Genomic DNA, 26,196 nt, shown 5'->3' with positions numbered 1-26,196 from the left:
AGGCTTTATCGGGTTATTTACTTACCTGCAATGTTTAGGCGAGCAAAACGAATTTTCGGTGCATAGAAACTGCGATTATAATCGTGTTCTAACACATTACTTACCGCATCAATTTCTTTGATCATTTGATAGAAGTTACCTGCAACCGTAATACCACGTACTGCTTGAATACGTTGACCATCACGACATAAGAAACCACTCGCACCAAATGAGAAATCACCACTGATAGCATCTGCGCCAGAGTGAACACCTTGCAGTTCAACAAGCTCTAAATATTCACCACTCGTTGTTTCATCAATGCTACTTGCGCCAACTGAAATAACTGTGTGACGAGAGCCAACACCTAATCCACCTTTTGCCGAACGTGATGCATTAGCGGTGTTTTCGATACCGAAGTAACTCGCGGTATGACTATTGTGCAGTAAGCTATTTAGCTGACCTTCACCCACTAATACAGTATCGCGAGTGGCAAAACCTTCGCTATCAAAGGCTTTAATAGAAAAACCGCCTTCAATATAAGCTTTGTCTGTAATGGTAATAAGTGGGCTCGCCACTTGGCTACCAATCGCATCACGCCAAGGGTTAATGCCTTTCATGGCTGCTTGCCCTGAGGTACACATTCCAAATGCACCGAATAAGCTACTAAGTGAGCTTAGGGTGAAAATGACAGGGTATTGCTTGGTAGCAATGGGTGAGCCATCAAGTAATGCTGATGCCATATCATAGCCATAGTTAATGCAGTAGTTTTCATCTAACTCACTGAATTTACGACCCGATGACATACCACCGTGCATCGATTGTTTGCCGTCTTTTTCAATTAAGCTATAAGCATAACAGTAGGTTGAACGCTCACTGTGATGGCAAAGCGTACCTTGAGTATTGGCTAAAATCACATGGGCATCTGATTCAGCAAAGCCATTGTATGGGGCACTTTTAGCATCAGGCTTGCTTACTACACCTTGCTCTAATGATAGGGCGAGAGCGATCTTTTGATCTACATCGCCATCATCATTTTGGTAAATCTCGTTTAAATCTGTGCTGATTTTGCTATCAATACAGCTAATAGTTTGATGCGGATCTTGCTGTGAATATTCGGCGTTCAATAGCGCGTTATCAACCATTAGATCAAGGCTAGTTGGATCTAATGACTCAGAATAGCTGGTGGCAATACGTTGATCTTTTACCACGCGGACGCCAATCACTTGTCCTGACGTTACCTTGTATTCATCGAGCTCGCCATTATTGGCTTTAAGCGAGAAGTTATTGCTACGATTCGCAATCACATCAGCACTCGCGCCTTTTTGAGTTACACGCTCAAGCACATGGTCGATGGCCTGCTGTAATTTATTTTGATCAGCCATTAGTTACCACCTCCCACAAGAATATTATCAACTTTCAATGCAGCTTGACCCACAGTTGTCGGCACTGAGCCACTGACAGAACCACACATACCAGCCGCAAGGGCAAAATCATTACCAACCATACTGATTTCTTTTAATACTTTAGGACCAGTACTAATTAGAGTTGCAGATTTTAATGGCTTAGTGATTTTACCGTTTTCAACAAGATAGGCTTCCTGCACTGCAAAGTTAAACTCACCTGTACCGGGTTGAACTGAACCACCACCCATTTTCTTAGCGTAAATACCGCGCTCAACACCAGCGAGCATATCGTCAAGACTGCTATCACCGGGTTCGATAAAGGTATTACGCATACGTGAAGTTGGCGCAAATTTATATGATTGCCGACGACCAGAACCAGTACGAGCAAAGCCTGTTTTCATGCCACCCATGCGATCAACCATGAAGCTAGTCAGTTTACCGTCTTTAATAAGCTGAGTGCGTTGGGTTTCCATGCCTTCATCATCAATATTGATAGAGCCCCATTCGTTTACCATAGTGCCATCATCTACTGCGTTCACGACTGAATTGGCAATGGTTTCGCCCATTTTATCGTAGAAAACAGAGGCTTTTTTCGCAACGGAGGTGGTTTCAAGCAAGTGACCACACGCTTCGTGGAAGATTACTCCACCGAAACCATTACCGATGATCACTGGCATTTCGCCTGATGGACAAGCATCAGCAAACAGTTTAACCATCGCTTGCTTAGCCACATCTTGACCTAACTGCTCAGGATTGACCTTGCTATTAAACTCCCAACCTGTGAATGCGCCCGGCGCTTCATAGCCAGTGGATTGTTCGCTACCATTTTGCGCGACGGCATTAGCAGAAATACGGGTGTAGTGGCGAGTATCACCAATGTGCAAACCTTCAGAGTTGAAGATTTCAATCTGTTGTTCACGTTGACCAATATTACCGATGAACTGACTGATCTTTTCATTTTCAGCACGAGCAGCTTCATCTGCTTGGCGTAAAAACGCAATTTTTGCTGCCATGTTAGCGTCTTGGCTTAATGGTAACTGGCAACTGTGTTTATTGGTAAAGCGGTTTAAATTCAAACTACCAGCAGATAAAATTTGCTCACGTTTATCTTTTGCTGCCAGTAGGCTAGTAACGCGTTTCAATTCTTCTTCGTCTGTGCTGTTGGTGTAGCCATACAGAACTTTAAAGCCGAAAAATAGACGAATACCGATACCAAAATCGATCCCTGAGTTGATTTTATCGATCTCACCTGAAATTAACTGCACAGAGTTAGATTGGTGATGTTCAACAAAGAGTTCGGCAAAATCGGCACCTAAAAATAGCGCATGATCGATGACTGCTTTAGCAGTGCTAGGGTTTAGCATGTGTGCTCCCTTGTGTTTTTATGAGCTCTATTTAATAAACTAGCAGTTTTTTGTTATTTCTTCCTCTATTGGTGAAATAGGAAGAAACGATTAAATACTGAGTTATCAGCGAGTAACTGTAATGCGTTAGTTGTTCTCAACTGAAGGCAAAATAATAGAGAGAAGAATTTGTTCAAGTTCATCCCAAGGTAAAACTTCACTATCAATCACTTCAATGCGTGATTCAAAACCTTCGAGTGATAGTTCGTTAACGGAAACCACTTGGTTTACAACATTAAAGGCAAAACAACCATTTTCAGTATTCACGACAGCTTTTACACGGTTCGCATTTAAGCTTGAGAATAGACTGAAAAGCTTTGAAAATTCAAAATGTTGATCGGCGGCAAAGAACCAACCACAACTGTGGAATCCTTGACCGTGGTTTTCTTTACGAATGAATTGCTGCCCTGGTAATAGCTCAATCTCTGGCTCAGGGGCGATATCGTGGTGGTGATCGTCGTGATGATGGTGATGGCTATGTTGTGCAGCGCGATCAATTCGTGGAATATCAAGCCACTCTAGTTCAAGTTTACCTAACTCCACCTCACCGATTAAGGCTTTCTTTGGTTCTGTTTGTTCAATCGCTGATTGGAAAGTGAAAAGATCGTAGTCATCACATTGGTCGATCTTGTTAGCAACGACAACGTCGGCAAGAGCAAGCTGATCTTGGAAATTTTCATTATTAGTATAGAAGCTATCAGCAAAGTGACGAGGGTCAACAAGGGTGATAGTGGCACGTAAATCGACGTAATCTGCATACACACCTGAAGTTAGTTTGTTGATCACCTCTTTTGGATGTCCTAATCCTGTTGGCTCTAATAATAAGCGATCAGGTTTTTGCGCCAGTAGGGCATTAATACCAACAGACATGGGTAATCCAGCGACGCAGCACATGCAGCCACCAGGAACTTCTTTAATAATGGCGCCTTGTTGTTCGAGAATTGCGCCATCGACGCCCACATTACCAAACTCATTGATAAGAATTGCCCATTTTTCATTTTCAGGTTTACGAGCAAGAAGAGAAAGAATTGCAGTTGTTTTACCAGCACCTAAAAAGCCAGTAATAATATTAGTTGGAATACGTTTCATGTTGCGCTGATCTCTATACGTCTACATTATTCTGTAATTTGTTTATTCTAACGTATGTTACAAACTAACGGTATCTCGCTGAAACAAGTAAAAATATCAATGTATTGAGTCGTCATAAGTATAAAGATGAGTAGGAAGCCTTAATGGTTGGCTTCCTGATTGTGTCTTTAATAGAGATAATTGAAATTAAATATAATTTTTCGCCTCACTGTATGCTTCCATCTCTAATGGAGTGCTGCTGTAGCCGTAGATATAAATTTGCATTAAGTATTGACGAATTTGTTCTTGTACGCCGCGTTGTTCAAATTGACGAACATGAATAAGTTCATGGGCTAATAGCTCACGGTTATTTCGTTCTTTATTTTTGATCCAAATACCATATCCATAGGTGTATCCTGCCATGTTAGGACCTGCATAGCCTGATTTCTTTGCTAATTGTGCTAATGTCTGATCAGTAGGAAATGGAAGCGTGTTGCTGTAGTAAATACGAACTTTTTCAGGGTGTTGAATACCGATGCGTTTAGCCATAGTTAATGCTTGCTCATAAAGAGGAACCCCATTTTCTTGCGCGACTTTCTCTTGTTTTTTTACATATTCTGTTGCTGCGGGAAGAATAGCATTGATGCTGTCGGTTAATTTGGCTGGTGGGTTTGCGTAAATTTCATCTCTGTTAATACAACCTGAAACTAATACTGTGAACACGAGGATACATGCCAATTTCATAACGATTCCTTGTTAAGTTTTTCGACGTTCTTGTTATTAGGCATCGTATATAAGTGAATACTTGAGTGTTTCACTTTTACACAATAATACGAGCTATTTCACGAAAGTTGGAAAGAGTAATGAATAGCAGAGTATTTGGGAGTGAACTTGTTAATGAAGACTTTAAAATAGAAATTATTGATAAGGTTTAGTTGCGTGTCAAAAACGTTAAAATAGCTGCATAGATGAAAAATGTTATTTTAGTAATAATTTTAAGTTTATGATAAATAAGGCTTGTCGTGTTTTTGTCAGGCTTGTGACGTGATGTTTTTGATAAGATAACGTTAGGCTTTGGCGGAAAGTAGCAAAAAGGATTTGTAATGATTATTCGAAAATTACGACTACAACGTGGTTGGTCTCAAGAGCAACTTTCTCAATTAAGTGGATTAAGTATTCGTACGATTCAACGTATTGAGCAAGGACAAAAAGCGGGGCTAGAATCACTCAAATCTTTAGCTGCTGTGTTTGAAATACAAGTATCAGACCTTCAAATGGAGCCGCCAATGAATAAAGAAATAAGTATTACAGAAGACGAAAAACAAGCGATTAACTATGTTAAAGGTATTAAAGGATTTTATTCGAATCTAACTACGTACATATTAGTCATAAGTGCACTGTTCGTGATTAACTATTTTACGAGTCCTGATTATTGGTGGGCGGTATGGCCAGCATTGGGCTGGGGGATTGGTATTGTGAGCCATGCGCTTAGTGCGTTTGAAGTCCTTAATATTTTCGGTCCTGAGTGGGAGAAAAAGCAAGTCGAAAAACGCTTGGGTCGAAAGTTGTGATTTTTACTGTAAGTTGTTAATTACGATTTCAGAGAATAACTAAAGGTAGCCCTATACATTATTTAAGGATAATAAAGGTAGGGCTTTTTCAGATATGATGACTATTTCTTATTAATTCAATATTACTAGTTAGCATAAATATGCGATATCGTTTTAACGGATTAATCATGTTAGGTTAACTATTCATGTAAGTGATATGTATTGGTGTGTTAATGCTATCTTCCGTTGTCCGTAAAATCTGGTATACCCCTTCAGTTAACTTTGGTTTTCGTGCCTTCAGTGCAATGTTGTTGATTATTGCTATCGGTCTTGTTTTAGGGCAGATCAATTATGCAATGACGGCATTGATGACATTACCTGCGGCTTTAATTAGCGGGTTAGATATTGCAGGGCCGAGGCGATGGGCGCGGTTTGTTATCTCATCAGTGGTGTGGATTAGTGCGTTGTTACTGTCTTATTTCATGCTTTCTGGTGACCTTCCATTATGGGTTATTTATGGCGTGTTATCGATATTAGCAGCAAGTTGCGCCCTTAACGGTCCGTTTTGGGGGCGATTGGGGATCTCTAGTTTATTGATTACTGTTATGGCCTTGTCACTGCATAACTCAAAAGCTGACATGTATTCTTACTTGATGCTAGTTTTAGGTCCATTAGGCTTTGCTTTATTCAGTTGGGCTTGGTTTGCATTATGGAAACACTACGCATTAAAAGTGGGCTTAATTGCTATTTATGATCAGCTTAATGTGTTTTTTAAACACAGAACACAGTTTTTATTGGGCGAGGGTATCGAGAAAAAAGCAATAGAAACCAAATATCAATTGATTGAATTGTTTGAGCAAGCCGTTCAATCAGAGTCATTTCTGTCATCAAAAAACGATGTTAATGTATTAAAACAAGAGCTATTCCTTGCCGCTGATATTTTTGAAGGTTTGATAAGTTGTCATACTAGAAATAAAGATCTCATCAGTCAGTTTCAACATGATGAAGAGAAACGTAATCTGTTGATGAAATGGAGTGAAAATTGTCAACAGAGGTTATTGTGTAAAGCAAAAGCGCTTCAACATACACAAGTTACATTCCCTACAGAATCGTGTATTGCCATCGCAGATGAATTAATCGATGCAGTTCAAGCAGAGTTAAATCAACAGACAAGATTTCGTTACTGGGCGGCAAGTATTAAATATCTTTCTCGTAGGATTGAACTTGAGCAGCCGTCGTTTGAAAGACAAATTGAAATTCAACCCTTTGAATTAGCTTGGCATTGGCCAAAGAAAAATAATCCAATATGGCGACATGTGGCACGTTTCTCAATGATTTTTACCTTGGGTGCTTTTATTTCGGATTCATTTCATTTAGCGCATCCAGAGTGGGTATTTATTTCAATTATAATGGTTATCCAACCGAGCTTTTCATCGATCAGAAGTAAAATATGGCAAAGATGGTTTGGCACAGGCTCTGGTTTATTATTTGCGACAGTGCTGATTTTCCTTGGTATATCTGATCTCCAAATTTATATACTGTTAACCATATTATTGACAGTTGCGATGTTTAATATACTTAAAAATTATGCAATTGCGGTTGGTTGTATTACAGCGATGTTGGTGTTGGCGTTTCAAATTATAGCTAACAATGGCATTGATATTGTTGTTCCTCGAATAATAGATAATCTTATTGGGTGTTCTTTAGTGTTAGTTGGCTATAGTTTACTTTGGCCACAATGGAGGGGGAAAGAGATCCACGCCCAATCAATTAAAGCACTTCAAGCAACAAAAAAACTATTTTTGACATGTTATAAGGAGCTTATATCTGAAAGTCATAAGATTGAGCCCACTCAACTTGGTAAACAGCGTTTAGATATGCTGTCTAAAGAACGGGGATTAGAGCTTATTTATAATGAGATGCAGAATGAACCTCGCTTTACACGTCGTGATCCTCAATATTATGAAGAGATGCTAAGTCATTACCGTTTATTGTCTTACTATCTATGTCTACTTATTCCTCTAGCGAGAAATGGAACCACATTACATAATGTAACTGATTGGGAATACACCATAAATTGTGCAATGGATGCATTGATTTCAAGTATTCAAAGTGGAAAAATCGTTGAGCTTCCTTATTTTGATGAGTCAAATATACCTATGAGTTTAGATAAACCAACTAATGAGCAAGCAGCCTATGAGTTGGTTTGGTTATCATTAATGGCTGTAAAACAAATGCATGATCTCGTGCGTGATAAATATTTTCAAATAGCCAATTAATACAGTGAATTGGTTATAAGAGTATTTACGAGAATAAGTGTTTTTTGTCGTTGTTCATTTAGTCTTCATGCATTGCTGTTGAGTAAGAAACAATATTATGGAATATAACTGTTTCTGTAACAGCGCGATAATCATGCTGTTTATCTGCCTCAAAACGAATGGTTTCTCCCTTAGATAAATAATGCCATTTACCGTCGATATTTACGCCTAATTCCCCTTCAATAACAACAGAGTGCTCGATTGTTCCCACTTTGTGTGATGATGAATGATGAGTATGAAAGCGCGTTAATGTGATTTCGAACATTTCAAATTTCACCGTGGGATCATAAGCGATCAAGGCTTTCACATTCATATCAATATCGGCAGGAAATATTTTCCCGTCGGTATCATTAAGATCGCTAAAAAAGGCAGTAAACGAAGAATTCAAACCACTAGATATCTTCCACAAAGTTGCTACGGTAGGGCTAGATTCTTTACGCTCTATTTGTCCTAGCATGGCTTTGGATACGCCAGTCAGCTTTGACGCCGCATCTAGACTCAGTTTTTGTTTTTCACGTAATGCTTTTAAATGCTTTGAAATTCGAGATTTAAAAATTTCTTCGTTCATCATTTTTCCTGTTGTGCGCTATAGCGCACAATGATAGAGTTCCGATTGTGCGCTATAACGTACAAATAAATTTATCTTTATTGTGCGCTATAACGCACATATTAGCATTGTTCTAAGGGGTAGAGAATGAGAAAATTGCGATTTAATGTGAGTCACATATCTGCTGGGGTGATAGCGGTTATAGTGGCCTATACATCGTCTATCATTTTGGTTATTCATGCTTTAACTGCAATGGGCTTAACTCAGTGGCAGGTTAATAGTTGGTTGTTTGCACTGGGTTTAATCATGGGTATTACGACTATTGCTTATTCTTTTTATTTTAAAGTACCAGTATTAACAGCATGGTCTACTCCCGGTGCTGCTTTTTTGATCACAGCAGTGCAGGGTTACAGTACGACTGATTTAATTGGCGCATTTATTGTTTGTGGTTTATTGACCTTTATTACCGGACTAATTCGACCATTGTCTGTAGCGTTACAACGTATTCCGTCACCTATTACTTCAGCTTTATTGTGTGGTGTGATATTGCCTATTTGTTTAAGTGGATTTACCCAAATAGAAACACACCCAATTATGTTTTTGTTGTTGTTTAGTGTGTATATCGTTACGAAACGTTATATTGCTCGATATTCGATGTTGCTGACTTTATTGGCTTCACTCGGTATTGCATTGTATTCCAATACGTTAAATACCACTGCAATCAATCTGGCTATGCCAACGTTTTATTGGTTAAGTCCGAGCTTTCAATTTCAATCAATCATTAATATCGCGATTCCACTATATTTAATCACCATGCTCTCGCAAAATATTGCAGGTTTTGCGGTACTTCGAAATTTTCAATTTAAAGCACCAGTTCGCCCTGTATTTTTGGGAACAGGCCTGGTCAACATGATTGCTGCACCATGCGGGATATTCACAATTAATCTTGCAGCAATAATTGCTGCAATTTGTATGAATGATGACATTGATGGTCAACACAATGATCGCTACAAAGCAGCTATCTGTGCTGGTGGTTTTTATGTATTAATGGGTATTTGGGCATCGATTGTTGTAACTATTTTTGTATCTTTGCCAGACGGTTTAGCCGATATTCTTGCAGGACTGGCTCTATTAAGTACCTTGATAAGTTGTTTGTTTAATGCATTTTCTACCGATGAATACCGAGAGTCGGCGATACTTACTTTATTAATAACTTTATCAGGTATTCATTTATTAGGGATCAGTGCAGCTATATGGGGAGTGGGTGTTGGCTTATGTCATTTCAAGTTAATGCAGAGTACAAAACCAGTATTAATTGCTGGGCGTTGATAGGTATATATCCACTAACCTTAAATACGGTACAGTAAATCATTGCCCATTCAGTAATGAATTAGATGTAAACCGCTAAACCACTGTGTTCTTGTTAACCGTCATCGTCATAATTTATTTGCTCAATAAATACTTCGTGTGAAAAACAATAAGACACTACTATTTGTCAGTTTTATGTAATTTATAACCCATTTTTGCTGTTATTGTTTGTTGTTTATCCTCTCTATTGTTATGGTTGCGGCGAAATATTGTTTAGTGTTCTAAATAATATTGTTGGATTCACATAACAAGGTAGGATTTTTTGAATACTTCGACGGATAAAGTAAGTAGTAAATACAGTATAGAAACGACTGATTATCAAGTTGGACAAGATAATATTCAGCGCTGGGGATTTGATATTCACAAACCGGTGTTTGGTATTAGTGCGATATTAATTTTGCTATTTATTGCTGTGATGTTAGTTGTTGATCCTGCGACAGCAAAAACCGCATTAAATAATACTAGAAACGGTATTATGGAGCAGTTTGATAGCTACTTTATGTGGGCTGTTAATACTTTCGCAGTTTTTTGTATATTCTTAATGCTTTCACCACTCGGTAAAATTCGTATCGGTGGTAAAGAGGCAAAGCCTGAACATTCAACATTGTCATGGAGTTCAATGTTATTTGCTGCGGGTATTGCTAGCGGTATTATGTTTTTTGGTGTTGCAGAGCCAACGGCTTATTTCACTGATTGGTTTGGGACTCCTTTTAATGTTGTTGCTCTAACGCCTGAAGCTAAGCAATTAGCAATGGCAGGTAGTGTGTTCCACTGGGGGATCAGCGCTTGGTCTATTTACGCAGTAGCAGCATTAGCGTTAGCCTTTTTTGCCTATAACAAGAACTTGCCGTTATCAATTCGATCTTTGTTGTTCCCTATTTTTGGTGATCGAGCATGGGGATGGTTAGGTCATGCCGTTGATATTCTGGCAGTTGTTTCTACTCTATTTGGTTTAGTGACCTCTTTAGGATTAGGCGCACAACAAGCGGCGAGTGGTATTAATTATGTATTTGGTACTCACGGCGGCTTGGGGTTACAGTTCGGTATTATTGCCTTTGTTACATCAATCGCGATTTTCTCTGTAATACGAGGTATTGATGGCGGGGTTAAACTTCTTAGTAATATCAATATTGTGATTGCGTTTGGACTGCTAGTTTTAGTTGCCATTTTGGGTTTTGATGTCGTTAAACATTCGCTACCTGATACTTTTATGGCGTATGCGAAGAACTTCTTTGCGCTAAGCAATCCTATTGGTCGTACAGATGATACATGGCGTCATGGTTGGACTATCTTCTATTGGGCATGGTGGATTTCATATGCGCCATTTGTGGGTATCTTTATCGCTCGAGTATCAAAAGGACGAACAGTAAGACAGTTTATTTTTGCCGTTCTCTTTATTCCAACATTAGTAACAATGACTTGGTTTTCTGTCTTCGGTGGTATTGCAGTAGAGCAGGTAGCGACAAAGGTAGGAGAGTTGGGATTACATGGCCTACAAGATCTATCCCTGACTTTATTCTATGTATTTGATGCGATGCCAATGAGCTTGTTGTTATCTGTGATTTCGATTGTACTTATTTTAGTATTCTTCGTGACATCATCGGATTCTGCATCGTTAGTTATCGATAGTATTACCGCAGGTGGTAAATTAGATGCGCCAGTACCACAACGTATTTTCTGGGCAACGATTGAAGGTGTTATTGCTGCCATTTTATTATGGGTTGGTGGTGCTCAAGCATTAGAAGCATTACAGTCCGGAGTGGTGATAACCGCGCTACCGTTTAGCTTTATTCTGGTAATAACGTGCGTGAGTTTATGGAAAGGATTGATGAGTGAACGACACTTATATTCATAAACAGCAGTAAGGTAAACGATGTTCAAAAAGTCGGCATTTTTGTCGGCTTTTTCTTTTTTGAATAAGACTTCTAATTAATAACGCAAAGTGATCTATCATTGAATTTTAAAATAATTACTTTATTTAGCTTGTTGACTACTGGCGCAATGCTAAGCCTTTCTGCAAACTAAAGCCAGTCATAAAGTAGTAAATGGAGTCGCTATAATGATTAATTGGATCGCCGTTGAATCTAACTCAATTCGTAAAGTGGGTTATAACGAAACAAAAAATGAGCTTTATGTTGATATGGGGCAGCGCCAACCTTATTGTGTTTTTTCTGCGGTTTCCAAATACGCATTTTATCATTTTGCATCTGCAGAATCGGTAGAAGAGCATTTTAAGAGTCATATCAAATCTGTTTATAGCCAAGTGCTGTAATATCCTCACTATATGTACATGCTCATTTTTTTGTCTGTTTCTTAAGATTTCATTTTTCGAATAAAATACAGATTGCGAAATAAGTTCTACAGGCATATTTTTACGATAATAGAGCGTAATCATAATGAGCAGAATTACGCTTATTCATCGTAAACAGAGTAGGCAATAATGAGCATTGCAGATTTAACTGAAGCATCTTTTTTAAGTGAAAACCGTATAACTCAACAAGAGTGGCAGGCAAGTTCTGTTGACTGGCAAACATTGCATCAAATTGGCCTTAATCATGAAGCTAATTTAGAACAATTAAAAGAAACGGCTGAAATGTACGCTCGTATTATTCAGCGTTGTCAGTATGTACATTCCGTTCGATGGCGCGTAAAAGATCCGCAACATTTAATGGAAAAGATTGTTCGTAAAACACAGCCTAATACACCTACCTTTAAACAAAAATACGTCGGTATTAACGAAGCTAATTACGACAGTATTGTAACGGATTTAATTGGCGTACGAGCACTGCATTTATTTAAAGAAGATTGTTTACCTATTCATGATTATCTTTGTCAAGAATGGAAGAATGCAGAACCACCGATTTATTATGTGCGTAATGGTGATGATAGGGTATTTACTGAATTACCTGATGATGTTGAAGTGAAGATCCATCCAGCCGGGTATCGGTCATTACATTATGTCTTTGGTTCACAGCCATTAAATCATATTGTATTTAGTGAAGTTCAAGTAAGAACGATTTTTGAAGAAGGTTGGACGGAGATTGATCATAAAATTCGTTACCCTAATTTTTCTCATAATGAACAAGTATGCGAATTTTTATTGATGTTTAATCGTTTAGCTGGATCTGCAGATGAGATGGGATCTTTTGTAAAACAGCTTGTCAGTGAAATAGAACAGCACCAAAAATCGATTGATGAAATTACGCACAAAAGCGATGAAAACGCCCAAGAAGTAGCAGAGCTGTTTAAATTATTAGAACAAAATGAATCAAAACAACAAGGTTCTCAAGAGCTTATCGATAAACTACGAGCACAAGTTGAACAGTTACAAATAGAGAAAAATGCCTTACATAAAGCGGCAAAACATCATGCTGTTCATAAAATCGATGTAATGGGAAAAGCGCAGTGTAAAGCAGCTGAACTTATTAAGTAACCGCATAACTATCCGTTTTTCGGATAGTATCTAGCTTGTTAGCCTTAGGATAATGCCTATAATCCAGCTATTCCTTTTAGGTATTTATAAAATAGAAGAAAAGTTGTACTGAGGTTGTTTATGATGAGAACACGTTTTGATCGTATTCGTCATGCCGTTTGTTTTGAAATTATTGGATTAGTGCTGTTAGTTGGTGTGTTGAGTCAATTTGGCTATGATTCTGATCATGTTGGAGCAGTTGGCATTGCGTTTTCATTTTTAGCTACAGGTTGGAACTACGTTTATAATAACTGGTTTGATAAGTTAATGGTACGCCGCTATAAAACTCTTAAGAAAACATCGTTGCAGCGTGTAGTACATAGCGTAGGCTTTGAAGCTGGATTATTAATTGTCACTATTCCTATTTTATCTTGGGTATTAAAGGTGTCGATTTGGGAAGCATTTATACTGGATATTGGTATGGTGGTTTTCTACTTAATTTATGCTTATGTGTATAATCTGATTTACGATAAGATTTTCCCTGTTCCTGAAGTGGCACACTAATTGGTGGTGCTATAAAAAGCCCTCAAGATACCGATATCTTGGGGGCTTTTTGGTATTTGTTCCATTAAATAACAACCGAGAATTTTTGTTTTTTTCTAAAAAGAGCTGTCACCTATGCTCATTCTTTTGTTGGTTATTCTATGAATACTGCCGAATCACTGTATCCATTAGTTCTGATTGCGCTTTAAGCTCTGTTGATATCTGTTTTATTTCTGATGATTTTTCCTTCGTAGATTGCGAAGACTCAGCAATTATCGTCATGGATTCACTAATATCATTGGTTACACTTGCTTGTTCATTGGTTGCTTGAGCGATTTCCTGACTCATTTTTTGTAACTGATTGAGCATGTTATGAATGTTATACAGATTAGTATTATTAGCCTCGCAGCTTGCTACACCTTGATCGAGTAGTTGATGTGCTTGTTGAACACTTGCAGCGATTTGGTTTGATTCATTTTGTAAACGAGCTATTTTCTGTTTGATGTTCTCTGTTGAATCTTTTGTCATAGAAGCCAATACACGAACTTCATCAGCAACCACCGCAAATCCACGTCCATGTTCTCCTGCTCTTGCGGCCTCAATGGCGGCGTTTAATGCTAGCAAATTGGTTTTTTCTGCCACTTCATTGATGACATTCAGTACGTCTGAAATATCAGCACTTTCATGTTTTAAGTTGTCAATAATGGTTAATGCTTTATTCATTTGAATAACAAGACTATCAATATCGTTTTTTAACAGATCTGCACTTTTAATTGATTCTGTGCTTTTTTCATTGGCTTCTAATACATGGTGAGAAGTGTTATCGGAAAAGCGAGCAATCTCATTGACTGAAGCGGTCATCTCGGTGACGGCAGCCGCAATACTTTCGCAGTTATCACTTTGTTTTATTGCAGATTGAGCCATAGTAACAGCATTATTTTCAATGGTAGATGATTGTTTTTTTAAGGAATGGCTAGAGTCTGAAAATTGGACAAAAGAGTCTTCTAATGTGGCGATAAAAGCATTGAAAGATGCTGACAATTCACTGACTTCCTTACCTCCATGGCGAATACTTAATCGTGATGAAAGTTTTTTGTTATGACTGATGGCAACAATTTTCTTTGATAATACCATAATTGGTCTGGCAATAGATTCACCAATGAAGTAAGAAATGATAGCAGCAAACAATAATAAGATCAGAGTACAAATAGCAACCGTTTTATAGAGTTGTGCTTTGAGCTGAGTAACATCGATTAAGGCTTCGGCTTTGTCTATCTCACTGATTATCACCCAATCTTGGTTGAGTAAACGAATTGGAGCATAAGCTGAAAGGACTTCAATATTTCTATAATCGGTAATCGCATGGCTTCCCGTTTGTCCTGTTTTTGCTAAGGTTACGCTTGATGTATTAACCGGTTGAAAGCCAATGGCCGTATCTTTTTTCTCTATATTATCAATAATATAAGATGTGATTTCATTGTTTTCTAAGGTTTTTATATATTCATTTTTATTTTCTAAAAAGAAACGAGATTGGCTGCGCAGGGTAAGATCTGTTCCTACTAAATAGGTTTCACCGCTGTTGCCTAACCCTGCTGTATTCCATTTGCCATCAAAGGTCATAATGTTATTAATAGCGTCTATGGGTAATTGAATGACTAATACTCCTAGTTGTTCGTTACCAGAGAAAATAGGGGTAGCCAAAAATGATGCTGGTTGTTCAAATGAAGGTGTATAGGGGCTAAAATCGGTTAAGGTTACTTCACCGGTATTCAAAGTTTTTGCTGTGTTATAAGCAGAAGCTATGCGACTTGTTTTAAAGGGGCCTTGTTCTAAATTAGTGGCAAAATCGACTTCTTTAAACACGCTATAAACAATGTCACCCTTGTTATCAATTAGGAATATATCGTAAAAACCAAATGATTCTAGATAATGGCGTAGAACAGGATGGTAGCTCGCATGGGCTTTGTCATAGTCATTATTAAGTGTGTCGGTATCTAATAAGTGTTTTTCTCCCATTGGATAATGGTTGTTCGCAATGTATCTCGCTTGTAATCCTGCAGCAGTAGGAGATAGTTGCAGGTAAAGTTCTGCCATATTTGCAATTTTATTCTTATCTTTATATTTAGGTTCAAATTGAGTTTTATAAAATTTCTGTAATTGTTGTTTATTTTGCAGGTTAATTTGGTCGGTTGGATAAGACGCATAAGCTTGCTCAAAATCGCTTATCGCATTTTGGATACTTGGATCGGAAGCTAAAGTCGAAAGTAAGGTTGCCGTTGTTTTGAAATGATTTTTAATTTCAGATTTTTTGATTTCTCGGATAGAAATTAGCTGCTCGATTGCGCGGTCGTAAATGGCATTTTCACTGATCTCTGCACTTTTCCAAGCAATATACACACCAGAGATAATGACAGAGCATGCGCATAAGATCGATAAGTATATCGTGATCTTTTTAGCTATTTTCATATATAAATCATTCCTTATTACATCGTTCTTCCATTTATAAAATTATTTTATATGCCAATAAGGATTTTTCATTATTATATGTAATACATTGCATTTGATGGGGAGTTGTTGCGATGAAATTCAGAATTAATGAATGAGTATGCTTTTATTACATAGGGGAGTGTGAATATTCTCTTATATAAGAGTGTAATAAATAGTTAATATTTCTATGATGTAAATGAAATTTAGGCGTAATGGGTTACAGGTAAGGGCTCAAAAAGAAATAGATTCTTTATCTATTGAGCGTGAACGTTATATTCTCTACAATACCGACGTTTTTTATTAACGATAGAATTTTTGATCATGACAGATACAACATCACAACCAGCATTACCAGATCGTCTTTCAGGTAACCCTCGTAGCCCTCATCACGTGGCAGAGTGTTTCAACCATGACATCGGCATTCGTCTTAACGGCAAAGAGCGTTTTGATGTTGATGAGTACTGCATCAGCGAAGGTTGGGTAAAAATTCCTTCACCTAAGGCACTAGATCGCCGCGGTCAGCCAATCTTGATTACATTAAAAGGTACGGTAGAGGCATTCTACAAGTAATACGTGCTGAATAATGAATCAATGAAAGCCTAGTTTTCGAGCTAGGCTTTTTTTTACGTATAATCTGGTAAATAGTTTTAAAGTTGGAAATGATATTATTTGGGTCTTGCGACCGAAAAGGTTTTTTCTAATATTGCGTATTCACTACCGCCTAAGCGTGATAATGGATTTACCTTTAATGCTTCAATCACTAGGCGCTTTTGCTCACTATCGATAACCTCGTCATCAATGTAGATTTGCTTGATTTCAGCAAAGATCAAGCTTTGTGGTGTTTCCCCAATCTCTTTCACTTCATATAGGTGACAACCAAAAGCAATAGGGCAATCTTTTAACCTTGGTAGTTCAAAGCCATCAAAAGAGGTGAGTTCTAAATGGATGTGTTCAACCTCAGACTCGCCATACTCTAAGGAAGCGGCTGTTTGAGTGACTTGTTCTGCTAACGCAATGTTAGCGATATGCACCACCATCTTTTTTTTGGCAATAGCGTTACGCGTGGTGTCTTTGATTTCTCCGCTCGGCTTTTTACCTACAGAAAACATTAATAATGGTGGGTTACTCGCAACTGGGGTGAAATAAGAAAAAGGGGCGAGGTTATAGTTATGCTCACCAGAATCTGTTAATACCCATGCAATAGGACGAGGGATAATGGCTTGTGTCATTAAATGGTAGATGTCAGTGGGAGACTTTGTTGATATATCAAGGTACATGTGCAAATCCTTCGCGCTAAAAATCTTAGATTTATTGTACTGCGAATGGATTAGAAATAAAAAGCCGACACTAAAAGCCGGCTCTTTATAGAAATTACGCTTTAATCACATTTTTAAAATGCTTTTTCTTTGTAAATAAGAAATCGACATCGGGCGGGAAATCTTTGTTCGTTTTAGCATGCTTCATCATATCAAAAACTTTGAATTCAGCTAATACGGCAAATTGGTAAGGTTCAAAGCTTTCGCTGTTTGCCTGAAGTGTTGGATCGTAGTATTTACCATCTTTGAAAATAATTGCTTGGTCAACGATGGTCTCTTCATTACAACGATAGCCAAGTACGTAACGCTCACCTTTACAATAAATCACATTCATATAGCTGTTGTAGAAGGTTTCATCTTCTGTTGCTGTGCATGTGGCCAGAATTTCTGGCTCCATTGCTTCTACTGTCACAATTCTGACTTTTTCAGCAATAAAATTACGCTCATTGAGTTGTTGGTGAATAGCTTCAAGACTTAGTTGAGTCACATTAAATACCGCGAAATGAATAAAAACAGCCAGATTATACGACTGTTAATAAGAAATGTCTTCGTTAAAAACAGTACTGGATACGGATTAACAGGCACAACAGGATAGATGTTGATTGCAAAGTAAACGAAATGCTGTTTTCAGTAGCGGAGTGTCTTTAATAAATCTTTACGAATGCAAAGAATGTAAATTTAATGCAAATGGTAATGGTTATCACTTATATTCCTTTTCGTCGTTTGGTAAGCACTTTATTACTTACCACGTAGTAGCCATGATCTGCTCTTTATATTATTACAAACAATGCCTATTCAATAACGATAGGTGATGAGAGCAAATCTGATGTGGCTTCACTTTTCAGGTTATATGTTTATTTGGAGTTAAAGGAATATGTTTTCTAAAAGCCAGCTGACGCTGTTAATTGGTGCGGTACTTTCTGTACCTGTTGCTTACGCAGAATCAACACAAGTTGATGAGCACATGGTAGTAACAGGTCGTGACTATGGTTATAAAGCCGACACTAATTCTACAGCGATGCGTATGGAGATGACTCAGCTAGAGACTCCAGGACAAGTTGCAGTGATTGATGAACAACTTATCGATGAACAGCGTGCTAGCACATTGGGTGAGGTGTTAAAGAATGATTCATCTATTTCTGAAGGCTCCAAATCAACTAACCGTGAACGTTTTTACCTACGTGGTTTTGAATTAGGTAGTAGTTCTGGCTTTTTACGTGATGGCGTTCAGCACTGGTCACACTACCGTCAGCCGGTAGAATTATTAGAGCGAGTTGAAGTATTAAAAGGTCCATCAGGCTTATTATATGGTCAGTCAGCACCGGGTGGCCTGATCAATATGGTTTCTAAGAAACCGACTTACGAAACCCAAGTAAATGTAAGCCAAGATATTGGCTCAAATAATCATACACGTACTGTTGCTGATGTAAGTGGTTCATTAAACGCAGATCAAACACTACGTGCTCGTGCAATTATTGCCAAAGAGAACAAAGAGTCTTGGCGTACACGTTTTGACGGTACGTCTGTAGATACCGATCGTGTTGTTGGCGGTTTATTTGTTGATTACGATATCAATGATAGCGTTATGTTATCTGCACACGTTGACCATACAGATGAAACAGGTGATTTGGATAATGGTTCTCGTGTTGATAAAAATGGCAATGTTATCGATCCAAATATTGTAAAAGATCAGAACTGGGCGAAAACAGACAATAAAGTCACAAATTACGGTTTGAACCTGAAAGCTGATTTGAACGATTCATGGGCATTGAATACAGGTATTAACCGTCAGTTTTATGAGCGTCAGCGAACTGAATCAGATGTTATTGCTGATGGTGAAAACAAATTTAAGTCTTCAGATCGTCATGATGAGTGGACTTTTGATACAGCATTTGTGGATTTCACTGGTGATATTGATGTTTTAGGCATGAATCATAAGTTGTTAGCCGGTATGAATGGTGTTCATTATGATTACAAGCGAGAATATGTTGGCCATACATTTGAAAGTGCAGATGGTCAAAATGGGTTTAATAAGCCTGCTGATTTAGATTATCGTAATGATGATAAAGTAGATCATTCAAAGAAAAAACAATACGGTTTATATCTACAAGACTTAGTGACGTTTAATGATCAATGGCAGGCGCTGGCAGGTGTTCGTTTTGCATACGATAAAGATATTTCAAGCAAAGGTGTAGAGAAAACCTATCACAATGTTTTACCAAAATTTGGATTAACATATCACCCAACAGAAAATAGTTCTATTTATGGTGTGTATTCTGAAAGCTTTGAGCCGATAGGAGATGTTTCAGATAAAGATGATGTCAATTACGGTAAATCTCAGAAACCTAAGCAAGGTAAGCTATACGAGTTAGGTTCAAAAATTGAATTGTTTGATAATAACTTAATGCTTTCAGGCGCATTGTTCCAAATTGAACAAGAAAACATGCAGATCACTGAAGATTTAGACGGTGGTGCAACGGAAACAACACAAGTAGGTAAGCAAGTACATAAAGGTATTGAGTTATCTGCGTCAGGTAAAGTTACTCCAGCGCTTTCAGTTAATGCATCGACAACGATTTTGGATGCTAAATATAAAAATGATCCAAGTCGTGAAGGTAAACAGCCTGTAGATGTACCAGAGTTTACAGCAAGCATTTGGACTAACTACGCATTTGAAAATGGTACTGATGTAAACTTAGGTGTTTTCCATGTAGGTTCTCGTTACGGTGATTCAGCAAATACGTTCAAGAAAGATGCATATACACGTGTTGATGTTGGTGTGGCACATACATATAAGTATGATGAAAAACTAGATATTATCGGTCGCATTAATGTTGAAAACCTACTTGATACTGATTACCTAGCAGGTGGTAGTAATAAAGGTGTCGTTGTTGGCGAAGGTCGTAACTTTATGGCGACCGTTGAGTTTAAATACTAATTTGTAAATATTGTAACTAAGGGGGAGCGATTGCTTCCCCTTGTTGCGATTAAATGCTATTTCACTATTTTTGGTCGTTGTACAATTTAACTTTTTATTATTACTTCACTTTTTATTTTTTTGCGATTAAAGATTACTCATTATTAAGTTTGATTATGAATTTTATTAAAACCAGTTTAGCAGTTGTGATTTTAAGTATCACAACTGGGGTACAGGCTTCTAGCCTTGATACGGCACGCTCTATTGAAAACAAAACCAATACGGCTTCAGCATTAAGTCAAGATAAAATTGATCGTAACGCTGATTCGGCTATCGCGATGAAAGCACAAATCGAACAACTGCAAGAAGAGCTTAAAAACCTGACGGTATATCACGATCACCTTGCGCGTATGGTTGATAATCAAACCCAAGAAATGGCCTCTATTCATGAACAAATAGAGAACATTAAAGAGACGCGCCAAGGTGTTGTACCTTTGATGTACCAAATGATTGATGGTTTATCGACTGTTGTTGAGCAAGATAAGCCTATCAAACATGAACAGCGTTTAGCACGCATTGAAAAGTTGCAAACGATGATGTCGCAAGCCGATATTAGCGATGCAGAAAAATTCCGTCGTATTCTAGAAGCCTATCAGATTGAAATGGATTACGGCACTAAATTGGGTACGTACCAAGATAAAATCACGTTAGAAGACGGTAAAACAATCGAGGCTGATTTACTGTATCTCGGTCGTCTTGCATTTGTTGCTCGCAGCTTAAACGGTAGTCATTACTGGAGTTGGAACAGCAACAAACAGCAGTGGCAGGCGCTTGATACAAGTGAAGCGGCAAATATTGATAAAGCGTTTGCAATGGCAAATAAGCAAATTGCACCAAGCCTATTACGTTTACCTATTTCTGCAACCCTTGCTAACGTGGAGAGTAAATAATGAAATTAAAAGCGTTAGCTATTGCACTATGTATGGCATCGGTTCCGTTCACAGCATCTGCAGAATCGGTTGTACAGCAAGCGAAACAAGAAAATGTCGCTCAGCAACAACATAACGTGCAACGTGAAGCTGGATTTAGTCAAGAAGCACAGAAAATTCGTCAACAACGTGATGCGTTATTAGCGCAACGTAATACCTTAAAACAACAAACAGAATTACTGAGCCAAAGCTTTAGTTCCAATGAAGCAGAACTCGCGAAATTAGAACAGCAACTTCAATTAGATTCTGGCAGTTTGGGTGAGCTATTTGGTGTCGTTCGTCAAACAGCAAAAGAACTAAAAGCTGAACAAGGTTACGCTGTCACTGGTGTTGATGTGACGAAATATATCCCTGTTGTTAACCAAATCGTTGACGCGAAAGCACTGCCGTCTATGCCGCAATTAAAAGGTTTGTGGCAAGCAATGGAATCACAAATCGTTGCAAGTGGTGAGTTGGCAGAGGTGAACGTACCATTTATTAATGGTGACGGTGAGCAAACCACAGAAAAAGCATTGCGTTTAGGCGCTTTAGGTTTAGTGGCTGATCAGGGTTATTTAAAGTGGGATGGTGCTCGCCATCTTGCAACGGCTTATCAACAACAACCTGAAAATGGCCCAAAACTTTCAGATTTAGCTGCAATAGCGGCTTCAGGTAGTGAAAGTATTGCTCTTGATCCTTCTCGTGGCGTGATGTTAGAGCAATTAGCAAATGCACCTACGCTTGAAGATCGTCTAACAGCAGGTGGTGTGGTCGGTAAAATTATTCTACTTCTGCTAGCTATTGGTGCGGGTATTGCCATTTTCCGTGGCGTTAAATTAGCGATTATTAACCGTCAAATTAAGCAACAGTTAAAAAATCCAACTCAAGCTGGAAATAATCCACTGGGTCGTATTCTTGCGGTGTATAACAAAGAGCAAAATCGTAGCGTAGAAGCGTTAGAATTACGTTTACTTGAAGCAATCGTTGATGAGCAGCAAGGGTTGGAAAAAGGTTTATCGATGCTAAAACTGTTTGCGGCTTTAGCGCCAATGTTAGGCTTACTGGGTACGGTGACAGGTATGATCGAAACCTTCCAAGTGATCACGCAGTTTGGTAATGGTGATCCTAAAGTGATGGCTGGCGGTATTTCAATGGCGCTGGTAACGACGGTTCTAGGTTTGATTGCCGCTATGCCTTTATTGTTGGCTCATAACGTATTAAGTACACAGGCTGAAAATATTCGATTGATCCTTGAAAAACAAGGTATAAGCTTAGTTGCAGAGCAAGCTGAAAAGAACGAATCCTCTCAAGCATCTAATCATAACGTACTAGCAGAACAGGCAGCATAATGGACTTCAGCGTATTACATGGCTGGTGGTTTTCGCTTTCTCATTTTATGGCGCAAGGTGGCGCCATATTATGGTGGCTTGCTGCGGTTGTTGCGCTATGTTGGCTTTTGGTTATTGAACGAGTGATTTATTTATTCTTCTATTTTCCAAAGCAAAAAGAGCAGTGGTTAACTAGCTGGATGGCTCGTAAAGATCATTCCTCTTGGCATGCATGTGCAATTCGTGATGGCTGGCTTAATGAAGCAAAAATTGCCCTTAATCAGAATTTAAATTTCATCAAAGTACTCGTCGCAATCTGTCCAATGCTGGGTCTACTTGGCACCGTGACCGGAATGATCTCTGTCTTTGATGTGATGGCGACACAAGGTAGTAGTCAGCCACGTTTAATGGCATCTGGTATTTCTTTAGCAACACTGCCAACGATGGCAGGGATGGTTGCGGCCTTAGCGGGTATGTTTGTTCACGCACGTTTATCTAAAGCTTGTCAGATGCGTGAGTTTAAATTGGAAAAATTATTAAGGAGTCAGCAATGAGACTCAGCCGTCGTTCTTCAAATCGAGAAGATGCACAAATTGATTTAACATCGATGCTCGATATTGTGTTTATTATGCTGATTTTCTTCATTGTAACGAGTTCATTTGTCCGTGAATCAGGCGTAGAAGTTAATCGTCCTCAAGCAAGCCATGTGGTTAGCCAAAAAGAGGCAGGGATCTTTGTTGCTATTACTTCGGCAAATGATGTTTATATTGATAAACGTGTGGTCGATGTTGAGCGAGTTCAAGCAACATTAGAACATATGCTTACAGAGCAACCTGACGCTTCTTTAGTGATCCAAGCGGATGAGCATGCCTATAACGGTACTGTGGTTAAAGTGATGGATGCAGCAAAAGGAGCTGGGATCAAAAATATCGCATTGGCGGCGGAGAAAAATTAATGATCCGTCTTTTAATGGCTTTTCCATTAGCTATTGCTGTAGCGCTAGGGCTTTTTACTTTTATGGCATGGATGGTCGATAACGGTAATCATCAAAAGCCTGATAATAAAGAAGTGCTAGCGTTCAACATGGTAATGATGGAACAAGAGCAAGCGCCTCAACGGCGACAGCGTGCGGTGCCACCACCACCTGAAACACCAGAGCCACCACCAGAAGTAAAGCCAGTATCATCAAGAACTGCAACAGCAAGTGTTCAACCCGTTGCCTCTACGACAAGTTTAGGGCTAGATACTGCAGTGACAGGCTTATCGATTAATATGCCGAAATTTAGTGATTTTAGCAGCGCATCGAATGCGGTAGGTGAGCCGAGTGTTGGTCAAAGTCAGCAAGCAATGCCATTGTACCGTGTTGAGCCGAGGTATCCGCCTCGAGCGTTAAAGCAAGGAAAAGAAGGTTACGTAATATTGAAATTCACGATTGATCCTCAAGGTCGACCAATCGATATTGCAGTGCTTGAGGCAAAACCAAATCGTTTATTTAATAAAGAAGCGATTCGTGCATTGCGTAAATGGAAGTACCAACCTCAAGTGCAAAATGGCAGTGCTGTTTCGCAGCAAGGTCAGACGGTACGTTTAGAATTTAAGTTGAATAAATAGGATAGAGAAGAAGGGCTTGTAAGTCAGTATCTTAGCGGTGTTGTTAAGGTTAATCAATAGGGTGTAGTGACTTCTTTTAGTGAATACCATTGCCCCTATGGGGGAGTCTATGAGAGTTAATCTATTACATAGTCACTCGGAAATTTTTAGTATTTTTTAAAAGTAATGACCCTATGATTAATCTCTTACGTTGATTGTTATAGGGTCTTTTATTTAGTGTTAAGTTGAATCAAGTTTGTACCTTTTGTATAGCTCACAAAGTTTAACTAAAAGGTACAAACTGATATGACTTATAAGGCAGAGAAAATACACCTCTTTGAGTTCAATCATTTATACCTCCCTTAATATGTTACTTTGAAATGTTTGTTTAGCTCACAGTAGGTGTCACAGTAGCGATACCAAAGCGAGTGATAAGAGGCATAGCAACATCAACTTGAGTTCCAGCAGTACCATTAACAGGTACAGTCATCTTCATGAAACCAGCAATTAATAGTTGAGCATTAGCGACTATCTCAAGGATAGCTGATTGACGTTGAGGAATACGGGTCACACTTACTTTAAACACTTTACCACCTTGGTCTTCTCGGAAAGATACACCAGTGTGACGCTTCGGGATTAAGTAACCATATTCTTCTTCATTATCACCGTCACTACTATCTTCATTAGTAAATGGGAATACCTCAGTGTTAAACATTTCAGAAGGTGTCTTGAATCCATTTTGTTTAGCTTTATATTCCATCACAGAGTAAGCCTTAGCTGATAGACCAATAGAGAAGTCTTTCATTGCATTACCAAATTGAGTGCTATTAGATTGAGCCATGAAGATAGCTTCCTCAAGAGCTTCTGCTTTGTCTTTTAGACGAGCTGAAGTGATATCAATAGGTGTGTCTACTTTGATGTAATTATCTTTGTAAGTAGAACCTTCAATGGTCTTTAGGATTTCTGTAGTGATAACAGAATCAAGAGAATGCATAAGAGTCTTCATTTCTTGTTCAAGAGATAGGTCAGTAACGACACCTGCAAGTTCATTATCATATACTTCAAGAGCAGTGCTAATTAATACAGCTTCAGGTGCTGGCTTAGACACAACTAATGAACCTTGTTTAGCTGTGATAGGTGTAGGTTTCTTATTGCCTGATGAATCCAGTAGATTTAATTTAACTGTACGATTAGCAAGGGTAGGCACTTGGATTGTCTTAGCGTTCTCACCTTTACGATGAAACTTGTAGATAGGTGAATCACCCAGATATTCTTTAAACTCAATAGAGTTCATCCAGTTACTAATACGATTACCCATAGTTTGTAGATATTGTTGTGCATTCATGGTTATGTCTCCTTATTTGTTTTTATGGTTGTAAATTGGGAAGTATGAAAAAGGCTACTCACTTGTATTGAAGTTAATGAGTAGCCCTTAGTGCGTTTGACTTGTGTTATCGCCTGATTTTGGATATCGCTTTGTCTATTACCATTCAGCTATAAAGCTTTGACCTTCATAATTAGTGCTGTATGGGTTCACTGGTTTAACTGTTTGCTGTTTCATGTGGGTTACTTGAGCAAGGTATGCTTGACGATTTCTTTCTTGTTGAGCTTTAAGTTCTTGTTGCTCTTTGAGCTCTTGCATTGTTGGGAATAGACGCTTTCGACGTTCTTCTTCAACACGACGCTCTTCTTGTTCTTTCTCAAGACGTTCATTGCGCCACTGATTTGCAAGGACAAGCTTAGGGTGTCGATACCAAGGGAAATCCACTTTGATTAATTGTTCTAAGATGTGTGAAGCGTTAGATACTTGGTCAAGTAGGATAGGCAAGGTGACAGCATTGATATATTCAGTTGTTAACTCGACACCGAATACTTTCCATTTGTTATTTTTAATATGTTCAATAATCATGATTAGGGACTCCTGTTAATTGATTAATATGTGATTGTAGTGGTCAATAAATACTGGCCACAGTTTTAGAGGTTAACCAATATAATCGTT

24 protein-coding genes are annotated in these 26,196 nt (G+C 38.4%); 14 read left to right on the top strand and 10 right to left on the bottom strand.

The annotated features are described in order from the left end of the window. Positions 1-17: 17 nt before the first annotated feature. The 4 genes from I3259_RS09020 to I3259_RS09005 form a co-directional block, all read right to left on the bottom strand. A complete protein-coding gene (locus I3259_RS09020; protein WP_238029312.1) occupies positions 18-1,361 on the bottom strand; it encodes a TldD/PmbA family protein in 1,344 nt (447 codons plus the stop codon). After that, complete coding sequence (locus tag I3259_RS09015) at positions 1,361-2,746, bottom strand: TldD/PmbA family protein (RefSeq protein ID WP_005365438.1); 1,386 nt, start codon at positions 2,744-2,746, stop codon at positions 1,361-1,363. Before I3259_RS09015 ends, I3259_RS09020 begins: the two co-directional genes overlap by 1 nt. 126 nt (positions 2,747-2,872) lie before the next feature. Further along, a complete protein-coding gene (locus I3259_RS09010; RefSeq protein ID WP_238029311.1) occupies positions 2,873-3,874 on the bottom strand; it encodes a GTP-binding protein in 1,002 nt (333 codons plus the stop codon). A gap of 186 nt (positions 3,875-4,060) precedes the next feature. Beyond that, on the bottom strand, positions 4,061-4,597 hold the full coding sequence (locus I3259_RS09005; RefSeq protein WP_238029310.1) for a DUF4157 domain-containing protein: 537 nt from the start codon (positions 4,595-4,597) through the stop codon (positions 4,061-4,063). Positions 4,598-4,956: 359 nt separating this feature from the next. Here I3259_RS09005 and I3259_RS09000 point away from each other — a divergent pair, with 359 nt between their 5' ends. Together I3259_RS09000 and I3259_RS08995 are read left to right on the top strand one after the other, a co-directional pair. After that, positions 4,957-5,424, top strand: a complete 468-nt coding sequence (locus I3259_RS09000; protein WP_238029309.1) for a 2TM domain-containing protein — start codon at positions 4,957-4,959, stop codon at positions 5,422-5,424. Between the two features lie 212 nt (positions 5,425-5,636). After that, positions 5,637-7,682 carry an FUSC family protein gene (locus tag I3259_RS08995; protein ID WP_238029308.1) on the top strand — a complete coding sequence of 682 codons (2,046 nt, stop codon included), beginning with the start codon at positions 5,637-5,639 and terminating at the stop codon, positions 7,680-7,682. Positions 7,683-7,740: 58 nt separating this feature from the next. Here the strand turns inward: I3259_RS08995 and I3259_RS08990 are convergent, their stop codons facing one another. Continuing rightward, positions 7,741-8,289 (bottom strand): helix-turn-helix domain-containing protein, encoded by a 549-nt coding sequence (locus I3259_RS08990; protein WP_238029307.1) that lies wholly within the window; start codon positions 8,287-8,289, stop codon positions 7,741-7,743. A 126-nt stretch (positions 8,290-8,415) separates the two neighbouring features. Here I3259_RS08990 and I3259_RS08985 point away from each other — a divergent pair, with 126 nt between their 5' ends. From I3259_RS08985 to I3259_RS08965, 5 genes are all read left to right on the top strand, one after another. Next, positions 8,416-9,597 carry a benzoate/H(+) symporter BenE family transporter gene (locus tag I3259_RS08985; RefSeq protein ID WP_238029306.1) on the top strand — a complete coding sequence of 394 codons (1,182 nt, stop codon included), beginning with the start codon at positions 8,416-8,418 and terminating at the stop codon, positions 9,595-9,597. 301 nt (positions 9,598-9,898) lie between these two features. Continuing rightward, positions 9,899-11,491, top strand: coding sequence for a BCCT family transporter (locus I3259_RS08980; protein ID WP_238029305.1), 1,593 nt, complete (start codon positions 9,899-9,901; stop codon positions 11,489-11,491). Positions 11,492-11,695: 204 nt separating this feature from the next. Continuing rightward, positions 11,696-11,908 carry a KTSC domain-containing protein gene (locus tag I3259_RS08975; RefSeq protein ID WP_238029304.1) on the top strand — a complete coding sequence of 71 codons (213 nt, stop codon included), beginning with the start codon at positions 11,696-11,698 and terminating at the stop codon, positions 11,906-11,908. Positions 11,909-12,076: 168 nt separating this feature from the next. Beyond that, complete coding sequence (locus I3259_RS08970) at positions 12,077-13,069, top strand: RelA/SpoT domain-containing protein (protein ID WP_238029303.1); 993 nt, start codon at positions 12,077-12,079, stop codon at positions 13,067-13,069. A gap of 123 nt (positions 13,070-13,192) precedes the next feature. Beyond that, complete coding sequence (locus I3259_RS08965; RefSeq protein WP_238029355.1) at positions 13,193-13,612, top strand: PACE efflux transporter; 420 nt, start codon at positions 13,193-13,195, stop codon at positions 13,610-13,612. A 138-nt stretch (positions 13,613-13,750) separates the two neighbouring features. On the opposite strand, the gene I3259_RS08960 is transcribed toward I3259_RS08965, so the two are convergent. Then, complete coding sequence (locus I3259_RS08960) at positions 13,751-16,057, bottom strand: methyl-accepting chemotaxis protein (RefSeq protein WP_238029302.1); 2,307 nt, start codon at positions 16,055-16,057, stop codon at positions 13,751-13,753. Positions 16,058-16,399: 342 nt separating this feature from the next. On the opposite strand from I3259_RS08960, the gene I3259_RS08955 reads away from it, so the two are divergent. Further along, entirely contained in the window at positions 16,400-16,648 is a 249-nt protein-coding gene (locus I3259_RS08955) for a DUF3297 family protein (protein ID WP_238029301.1), read from the top strand. Positions 16,649-16,743: 95 nt separating this feature from the next. On the opposite strand, the gene I3259_RS08950 is transcribed toward I3259_RS08955, so the two are convergent. Both I3259_RS08950 and I3259_RS08945 read right to left on the bottom strand, forming a co-directional pair. Further along, positions 16,744-17,355 carry a flavin reductase family protein gene (locus tag I3259_RS08950; protein ID WP_238029300.1) on the bottom strand — a complete coding sequence of 204 codons (612 nt, stop codon included), beginning with the start codon at positions 17,353-17,355 and terminating at the stop codon, positions 16,744-16,746. Positions 17,356-17,449: 94 nt separating this feature from the next. Then, positions 17,450-17,881: a hypothetical protein gene (locus I3259_RS08945; protein ID WP_238029299.1), complete on the bottom strand. Its 432-nt coding sequence runs from the start codon at positions 17,879-17,881 to the stop codon at positions 17,450-17,452. A 387-nt stretch (positions 17,882-18,268) separates the two neighbouring features. Here I3259_RS08945 and I3259_RS08940 point away from each other — a divergent pair, with 387 nt between their 5' ends. The 6 genes from I3259_RS08940 to I3259_RS08915 all read left to right on the top strand — a co-directional run bounded on the left by I3259_RS08940 (position 18,269) and on the right by I3259_RS08915 (position 24,218). Beyond that, entirely contained in the window at positions 18,269-20,332 is a 2,064-nt protein-coding gene (locus I3259_RS08940) for a TonB-dependent siderophore receptor (protein WP_238029298.1), read from the top strand. 155 nt (positions 20,333-20,487) lie between these two features. Further along, positions 20,488-21,261, top strand: coding sequence for a DUF3450 domain-containing protein (locus tag I3259_RS08935; protein WP_039872011.1), 774 nt, complete (start codon positions 20,488-20,490; stop codon positions 21,259-21,261). Continuing rightward, complete coding sequence (locus tag I3259_RS08930) at positions 21,261-22,628, top strand: MotA/TolQ/ExbB proton channel family protein (RefSeq protein ID WP_238029297.1); 1,368 nt, start codon at positions 21,261-21,263, stop codon at positions 22,626-22,628. Before I3259_RS08935 ends, I3259_RS08930 begins: the two co-directional genes overlap by 1 nt. After that, a complete protein-coding gene (locus I3259_RS08925; RefSeq protein ID WP_045082027.1) occupies positions 22,628-23,161 on the top strand; it encodes a MotA/TolQ/ExbB proton channel family protein in 534 nt (177 codons plus the stop codon). The genes I3259_RS08930 and I3259_RS08925 overlap by 1 nt, the downstream gene beginning before the upstream one ends. After that, entirely contained in the window at positions 23,158-23,562 is a 405-nt protein-coding gene (locus I3259_RS08920) for a biopolymer transporter ExbD (RefSeq protein ID WP_006643745.1), read from the top strand. Before I3259_RS08925 ends, I3259_RS08920 begins: the two co-directional genes overlap by 4 nt. Continuing rightward, complete coding sequence (locus tag I3259_RS08915) at positions 23,562-24,218, top strand: energy transducer TonB (protein ID WP_238029296.1); 657 nt, start codon at positions 23,562-23,564, stop codon at positions 24,216-24,218. The genes I3259_RS08920 and I3259_RS08915 overlap by 1 nt, the downstream gene beginning before the upstream one ends. 367 nt (positions 24,219-24,585) lie before the next feature. On the opposite strand, the gene I3259_RS08910 is transcribed toward I3259_RS08915, so the two are convergent. After that, complete coding sequence (locus I3259_RS08910; RefSeq protein ID WP_238029295.1) at positions 24,586-25,542, bottom strand: hypothetical protein; 957 nt, start codon at positions 25,540-25,542, stop codon at positions 24,586-24,588. A 138-nt stretch (positions 25,543-25,680) separates the two neighbouring features. Next, positions 25,681-26,106: a hypothetical protein gene (locus tag I3259_RS08905; RefSeq protein ID WP_238029294.1), complete on the bottom strand. Its 426-nt coding sequence runs from the start codon at positions 26,104-26,106 to the stop codon at positions 25,681-25,683. Positions 26,107-26,196 lie beyond the last annotated feature (90 nt).

Source organism: Photobacterium sp. Ph5, from assembly GCF_022129445.1.
Lineage (GTDB): Bacteria > Pseudomonadota > Gammaproteobacteria > Enterobacterales > Vibrionaceae > Photobacterium.
This window is presented reverse-complemented; position numbering and strand designations above follow the sequence as displayed.

Excerpts from the sequence above, each read along its gene's own strand:
- I3259_RS09020 (WP_238029312.1), bottom strand. The coding sequence starts at position 1,361 with ATGGCTGATCAAAATAAATTACAGCAGGCCATCGACCATGTGCTTGAG.
- I3259_RS09015 (WP_005365438.1), bottom strand. The coding sequence starts at position 2,746 with ATGCTAAACCCTAGCACTGCTAAAGCAGTCATCGATCATGCGCTATTT.
- I3259_RS09010 (WP_238029311.1), bottom strand. The coding sequence starts at position 3,874 with ATGAAACGTATTCCAACTAATATTATTACTGGCTTTTTAGGTGCTGGT.
- I3259_RS09005 (WP_238029310.1), bottom strand. The coding sequence starts at position 4,597 with ATGAAATTGGCATGTATCCTCGTGTTCACAGTATTAGTTTCAGGTTGT.
- I3259_RS09000 (WP_238029309.1), top strand. The coding sequence starts at position 4,957 with ATGATTATTCGAAAATTACGACTACAACGTGGTTGGTCTCAAGAGCAA.
- I3259_RS08995 (WP_238029308.1), top strand. The coding sequence starts at position 5,637 with ATGCTATCTTCCGTTGTCCGTAAAATCTGGTATACCCCTTCAGTTAAC.
- I3259_RS08990 (WP_238029307.1), bottom strand. The coding sequence starts at position 8,289 with ATGAACGAAGAAATTTTTAAATCTCGAATTTCAAAGCATTTAAAAGCA.
- I3259_RS08985 (WP_238029306.1), top strand. The coding sequence starts at position 8,416 with ATGAGAAAATTGCGATTTAATGTGAGTCACATATCTGCTGGGGTGATA.
- I3259_RS08975 (WP_238029304.1), top strand. The coding sequence starts at position 11,696 with ATGATTAATTGGATCGCCGTTGAATCTAACTCAATTCGTAAAGTGGGT.
- I3259_RS08970 (WP_238029303.1), top strand. The coding sequence starts at position 12,077 with ATGAGCATTGCAGATTTAACTGAAGCATCTTTTTTAAGTGAAAACCGT.
- I3259_RS08965 (WP_238029355.1), top strand. The coding sequence starts at position 13,193 with ATGAGAACACGTTTTGATCGTATTCGTCATGCCGTTTGTTTTGAAATT.
- I3259_RS08960 (WP_238029302.1), bottom strand. The coding sequence starts at position 16,057 with ATGAAAATAGCTAAAAAGATCACGATATACTTATCGATCTTATGCGCA.
- I3259_RS08955 (WP_238029301.1), top strand. The coding sequence starts at position 16,400 with ATGACAGATACAACATCACAACCAGCATTACCAGATCGTCTTTCAGGT.
- I3259_RS08950 (WP_238029300.1), bottom strand. The coding sequence starts at position 17,355 with ATGTACCTTGATATATCAACAAAGTCTCCCACTGACATCTACCATTTA.
- I3259_RS08940 (WP_238029298.1), top strand. The coding sequence starts at position 18,269 with ATGTTTTCTAAAAGCCAGCTGACGCTGTTAATTGGTGCGGTACTTTCT.
- I3259_RS08935 (WP_039872011.1), top strand. The coding sequence starts at position 20,488 with ATGAATTTTATTAAAACCAGTTTAGCAGTTGTGATTTTAAGTATCACA.
- I3259_RS08930 (WP_238029297.1), top strand. The coding sequence starts at position 21,261 with ATGAAATTAAAAGCGTTAGCTATTGCACTATGTATGGCATCGGTTCCG.
- I3259_RS08925 (WP_045082027.1), top strand. The coding sequence starts at position 22,628 with ATGGACTTCAGCGTATTACATGGCTGGTGGTTTTCGCTTTCTCATTTT.
- I3259_RS08920 (WP_006643745.1), top strand. The coding sequence starts at position 23,158 with ATGAGACTCAGCCGTCGTTCTTCAAATCGAGAAGATGCACAAATTGAT.
- I3259_RS08915 (WP_238029296.1), top strand. The coding sequence starts at position 23,562 with ATGATCCGTCTTTTAATGGCTTTTCCATTAGCTATTGCTGTAGCGCTA.
- I3259_RS08910 (WP_238029295.1), bottom strand. The coding sequence starts at position 25,542 with ATGAATGCACAACAATATCTACAAACTATGGGTAATCGTATTAGTAAC.
- I3259_RS08905 (WP_238029294.1), bottom strand. The coding sequence starts at position 26,106 with ATGATTATTGAACATATTAAAAATAACAAATGGAAAGTATTCGGTGTC.